Source organism: Falsiroseomonas sp. RANM36, from assembly GCF_056682175.1.
Genome location: NZ_JBWXTD010000002.1, coordinates 547,672 through 552,336, shown reverse-complemented (window position 1 = coordinate 552,336; position 4,665 = coordinate 547,672). Strand labels below are relative to the sequence as shown.

6 protein-coding genes are annotated in these 4,665 nt (G+C 71.4%); 3 read left to right on the top strand and 3 right to left on the bottom strand.

All coding sequences use genetic code 11. The features are described from left to right. Both AC1MIR_RS03520 and AC1MIR_RS03515 read right to left on the bottom strand, forming a co-directional pair. The coding region (locus AC1MIR_RS03520) for a calcium-binding protein (RefSeq protein ID WP_480026797.1) at window positions 1-608 on the bottom strand (608 nt) is incomplete at its 3' end. Between the two features lie 164 nt (window positions 609-772). Beyond that, window positions 773-1,681, bottom strand: coding sequence for a dioxygenase family protein (locus AC1MIR_RS03515; protein WP_480026796.1), 909 nt, complete (start codon window positions 1,679-1,681; stop codon window positions 773-775). 168 nt (window positions 1,682-1,849) lie between these two features. Between AC1MIR_RS03515 and AC1MIR_RS03510 the strand changes: the two genes are divergently transcribed. Next, window positions 1,850-2,890 carry a uroporphyrinogen decarboxylase/cobalamine-independent methonine synthase family protein gene (locus AC1MIR_RS03510; RefSeq protein WP_480026795.1) on the top strand — a complete coding sequence of 347 codons (1,041 nt, stop codon included), beginning with the start codon at window positions 1,850-1,852 and terminating at the stop codon, window positions 2,888-2,890. Window positions 2,891-2,929: 39 nt separating this feature from the next. Here AC1MIR_RS03510 and AC1MIR_RS03505 read toward each other — a convergent pair whose 3' ends face one another. Beyond that, window positions 2,930-3,433: a YciE/YciF ferroxidase family protein gene (locus tag AC1MIR_RS03505; protein ID WP_480026794.1), complete on the bottom strand. Its 504-nt coding sequence runs from the start codon at window positions 3,431-3,433 to the stop codon at window positions 2,930-2,932. A gap of 173 nt (window positions 3,434-3,606) precedes the next feature. Between AC1MIR_RS03505 and AC1MIR_RS03500 the strand changes: the two genes are divergently transcribed. Both AC1MIR_RS03500 and AC1MIR_RS03495 read left to right on the top strand, forming a co-directional pair. Next, window positions 3,607-4,434: an alpha/beta fold hydrolase gene (locus tag AC1MIR_RS03500; protein ID WP_480026793.1), complete on the top strand. Its 828-nt coding sequence runs from the start codon at window positions 3,607-3,609 to the stop codon at window positions 4,432-4,434. Further along, window positions 4,431-4,665 (top strand): SDR family NAD(P)-dependent oxidoreductase (locus AC1MIR_RS03495; RefSeq protein ID WP_480026792.1); only part of this gene is annotated, 235 nt, incomplete at its 3' end. The genes AC1MIR_RS03500 and AC1MIR_RS03495, both read left to right, overlap by 4 nt.

Sequence of the window (4,665 nt, the reverse complement as noted above, 5' to 3'; positions counted from 1 at the left end):
CCGCGCGCGCCCCCCCCCCCCCCCCCCCCGCGCGGCCGCCCCCCCCCCCCCGCCCGCGCGGCCGCCCCCCCGACGGTGCCGAGGATCGTGTCGTCGTCCTCGCCGCCATCGAGCAGCGTGCCGCTGGCGGTGCCGGTGTGACGGGCGATGTGGTCGTTGCCGGCGCCGCCCTGCACCGTGGTGCCGGCGCCGGCGACGTAGCGGATCACGTCGTCATCGGCGCCGCCATCGAGCAGGCCCGTGCCGGTGAGCGTGTCGGCGCCGGCATCGCCGAACATCGCATTGGCCTGCTCCGTGTCGGTCAGGCGGTCGTTGTCGGCCCCGCCGCGCAGCGTGTCGGCGCCGGCATTGCCGGCCAGCGTGTCGGGGCCGGGACCGCCCGAGATGTCGTCATCCTCGGTCCCGCCCTCGAGCGTATCCGCGCCCGGCCCGCCATCGAGCGTGTCCGCGCCGGAACCGCCGAGGCCGACATCGTTGCCCTCGCCGGCGACGATGCTGTCCGCGCCGCCGAAGCCGTAGAGGCGGTCATTGCCGCCGAGGCCGATCAGCGTGTCCGCCTCGGCACTGCCTTCGAGCACGTCGTCGATGTCTTCGCCGATGATCGGCATGGGCCGGCACCCTGCTGGTCAGGCGTTGCGTGTAGGCGCGGGGCACAATTCCCCCGCGCCGTCCTTCGCCGACCATTCAGCGTAACGCCAGCGTATTCAATCGCCGCCGCGCAATCCTGACATTTCCTGCCGTAGCCTGACCTTGTGACGAAGGCGCGCGGCTCTCAGCCGCCTGTCGGCACCAGCTTCGAGGGGTCGGACCCCACGCGGCCGCCGCCGCCCTCGGTCTCGCGCGACAGCGTGAAGTCGTAGCGCACGCTCGGCTTGCCGGGCACCGGCGCATCCGGCAGGTCGTTGCGGGCGGTGACGACCAGCGACGTCGACACGCCGAAGACGGTGTCGCTGTCCACATGCGCGTCGTCGCCGAAGTAGAGCGCGGTGACCAGTTCGCGATAGCCGGGTGCCGCCACCAGTATATGGATATGCGCCGGCCGGAAGCCGTGGCGGGCCTGCTTGCGCACCAGCTCGCCCACCGGCCCGTCCATCGGGATCGAATAGCCGAGCGGCTTCAGCGTGCGGAAATGGAAGCGTCCCTCCGCGTCGCAGCGCAGCCGCGCGCGCATGTCCATGACCTCCGGCGCATGGGCCTGCAGGTCGTAGAGGCCATCGGCATCGGTCTGCCACACATCCACCCAGGCGCCGCCGACGCCCTTGCCGGCGGCGTCCTTCACTTGGCCGTAGAGCACGATCTCGGGCCCGCTGGAGACGCGCGCGATGCTCTCGCCAAGCGCGATCTCCGGCGCCTGCTCGCGGAAGAAGGGGCCGAGCAGGCTGGTCTCGGTGCCCGCCGCCTCGCGGCCGGTGGAGTCATGCATCACGTTCACCAGGCGCGAGAGGCCGAGCACGTCCGAGAGCAGGATGAATTCCTGCCGCACGGGCGAGCACATCTGGCCGACGGCGGTGAGGAAGGCGATGCCCTTGAGCCATTCGTCCGGCGTCAGCCGCACCTCGCGCGCGAAGGCGTGCAGGTGGCGCACCGCGGCGTCCATGATCTCGCGCAGCCGCGGGTCCGGCGTGGTCGCCATCTGGGCGATCACCGCATCGGTGATGTCGTTGGCATCGAGGTCCTGCACGATTCCCTCCTGTCGCGGCGCGGCCTGGACGGCCCGCCCCTGCATTTACCCCGCCGCGCGCCGGCAGGCCATGCCCGGAGGGTGCGGTCGGGCTTGTGGCATTGGCCGCGGGGCCGCATTTTCCGCCTGCGCCGCGCCCGCATGCGGCATGCCGAATGAGGACACGCTATGACCGACGCCACCCTAATGCCCACCACCGTCGTCGGCAGCTATCCGCAACCGGCCTGGCTGGTGGACCAGGCCATGCTGCGGAAGAACAATGTCGTGCCGCGCGTGCGCGTGAAGGAGATCTGGCGCGTGCCGGAGGATGCGCTCGAGCAGGCGCAGGACGACGCCACCGTGCTGGCGATCCGCGACATGGAGCGGGCGGGCATCGACATCGTCACCGATGGCGAGATGCGGCGCGAGAGCTACTCCAACCGCTTCGCCCTCGCGCTCGAAGGCGTGGACGTGGACCAGCCGGCGATCGTGGTGGGCCGCATGGGCAAGCCGACGCCGGTGCCGCGCGTGGTCGGCGCGCTGCGCCGCCGCCACCCGGTGGAGGTGCGCGACGTGCAGTTCCTGCGTGCCAACACCGACCGCGTCACCAAGATCACCCTGCCCGGCCCCTTCACCCTCTCCATGCAGGCGAAGGACGAGCACTATGGCGACGAGGAAGCGCTCGCCATGGCCTATGCCGAGGTGGTGGCGGAGGAGGCGCGCGACCTGAAGGCGGCGGGCGTGGACGTGATCCAGCTCGACGAGCCCTGGCTGCAGGCGAAGCCCGACCAGGCGAAGCGCTATGGGGTCAAGGCGATTAACCGCGCGCTGGAAGGCGTGGCGGGGCCGACCATCGTCCATCTCTGCTTCGGCTATGCGGCCGTGGTCAGCGAGAAGCCCTCGGGCTACTCCTTCCTGCCGCAGCTGGCGGACAGCAGCGCGGCGCAGATCTCGATCGAGGCGGCGCAGCCGAAGCTCGATCTCGGCATGCTGCGGGACCTGTCGAACAAGACGATCATGCTCGGCGTGCTGGACCTCGGCGCGGCCGAGGTGGAGACGGCGGAGACGGTCGCGGCGCGGCTGCGCGAGGGGCTGCGCCACGTTCCCGCCGAGCGGCTGGTGGCGGCGCCGGATTGCGGGATGAAATACCTGCCGCGCGAGCGCGCCTTCGGCAAGCTGAAGGCGCTGGCCGAGGGCGCCGCGATCGTGCGGCGCGAACTGGCCGGCTGATCCGGCACGGCGCCGGCCATGGGCCGACGCCTTCCGGGATCAGGCCGCGCGGCGGTTGACCCGCGCCTCGGCCACCTCGCTCAGCTTGCGGTCCGCGGCGTGTTCCTCGTCCAGCGTCTGCTGCAGGACGGAGGCGCAGTCGCTCCGGCCGAGCTGCCTGGCGAACGCCACCATCGTGCCGTAGCGCGTGATCTCGTAGTGCTCCACCGCCTGGGCGGAGGAGATGATCGCCGCATCGGCGACGTCGTTGTCGTTGGCGACGCCGAGGATGTCCTTCGCCTCCTCCAGGATGCCGTCCATCGCGGCGCAGGTGGTGCCCTTCGCCGGCTGGCCGTGCATCCGGAACACCTGCTCCAGGCGGGCGATGTGGGTCTGCGTCTCCGCCAGGTGGTGCTGCAGGGCCTCTTTCAGCTTCGGATCGGTCGCCTTGCCGATCATCGTCGGCAGATGCTTCGCGATCTGCTGCTCGGCGTAATACATGTCCTGGAGGGTGTGGACGAACAGATCGTCGAGCGTCTTGATGCTCTTCGAGAACAGGCCCATGGCGTCGGTGCTCCTCGGCTGCGTTGATCGGACATCGGGCGGGCCGGACGGCCCTCCCTGACCGGCTGCAACGCCCCGCGCCGGCGCAGGTTCTGGCCGGGCCGGGCGGTTTACATCGGCCATCGCCGCAATCACCCTCACCGCCGCATCGTGACGCAGGGAGATCGTCCGGCATGACCGAAGGCCTGAGCTTCACCGCCAGCGACGGGCTGCGCATCGCCTACCACCTGGACGACTTCACGGATCCCTGGACCACGCCGCCCACGCTGTTGCTGCTGCATTCCGCGATGGGCAATTCGCAGCGCTTCTACTCCTGGGTTCCCGGCCTGGCGCGGCACTTTCGGGTGGTGCGGATGGACCTGCGCGGCCATGGCGCGTCCGAGGTGCCGAAGCCGGACACGCCGCTTTCGATGGAGCGTTTCGTCCGCGACGTGGAGGAGCTGATGGACACCGTCGGCGCGCGGCAGGCGCATCTCGTCGGCAACTCGGCCGGCGGCTACCTGGCGCAGCGGCTGGCCATCACGCGGCCGGAGCGCGTGCTGGGCCTGGCGGTGATCGGCTCCACCCCGGGCCTGAGCCCGAGCGCGCTGGAATGGCTGCCGCTGATCGAGCAGGAAGGCCTCACCCCCTTCCTCGCACGCACTATCGCGATGCGCTTCGACGTGGAGCGCACCGATCCCGGCATGATCCGCTGGTTCCTGCAGCAGACCGGGCAGAACGATCCCGCCTACATCGCGCGCTTCATCGGCTACATGGCGACGCAGGAGTGGAGCGCGGAACTGCCGCGCATCATGGCGCCGACGCTGGTGATCTATCCGGGCGGCGAGACCGTCGGCTCCGCCAACAGCTACGAGACGATGCGTGAGCGCATCCCGGACGTGACGATGGTCGAGTATCCGCACATGCCGCACAACATCGCGGACATGATGGCGGATCGCTGCGTGGCCGACATCCTGGCCTTCCTCACGGTCAAGTTCGGCTACCCGAAGGCGGCGCCATGAACGCGCGGCTCGACGGCAAGGCCGTCTTCATCTCCGGCGGCGGCGGCGGCATCGGGCACGCAGCCTGCCTGGCCTTCGCGGCCGCCGGCGCGCGCGTGGCCGCCTGCGACCTCGACGCCGCGCGCGCCGAGCGTGCCGCGGAGGCCGTGCGCGAGGCCGGCGGCGGCGGCCCCGCCCGCCCCCCCCCCCCCCCCCCCCCCCGCGCGGGCGGCGCGCGCGGGGGGGGCCGCC

What these genes read in the sequence shown, in the direction of transcription:
- AC1MIR_RS03510 (WP_480026795.1), top strand. Translation starts at nt 1,850, where the DNA reads ATGACCGACGCCACCCTAATGCCCACCACCGTCGTCGGCAGCTATCCG.
- AC1MIR_RS03505 (WP_480026794.1), bottom strand. Translation starts at nt 3,433, where the DNA reads ATGGGCCTGTTCTCGAAGAGCATCAAGACGCTCGACGATCTGTTCGTC.
- AC1MIR_RS03500 (WP_480026793.1), top strand. Translation starts at nt 3,607, where the DNA reads ATGACCGAAGGCCTGAGCTTCACCGCCAGCGACGGGCTGCGCATCGCC.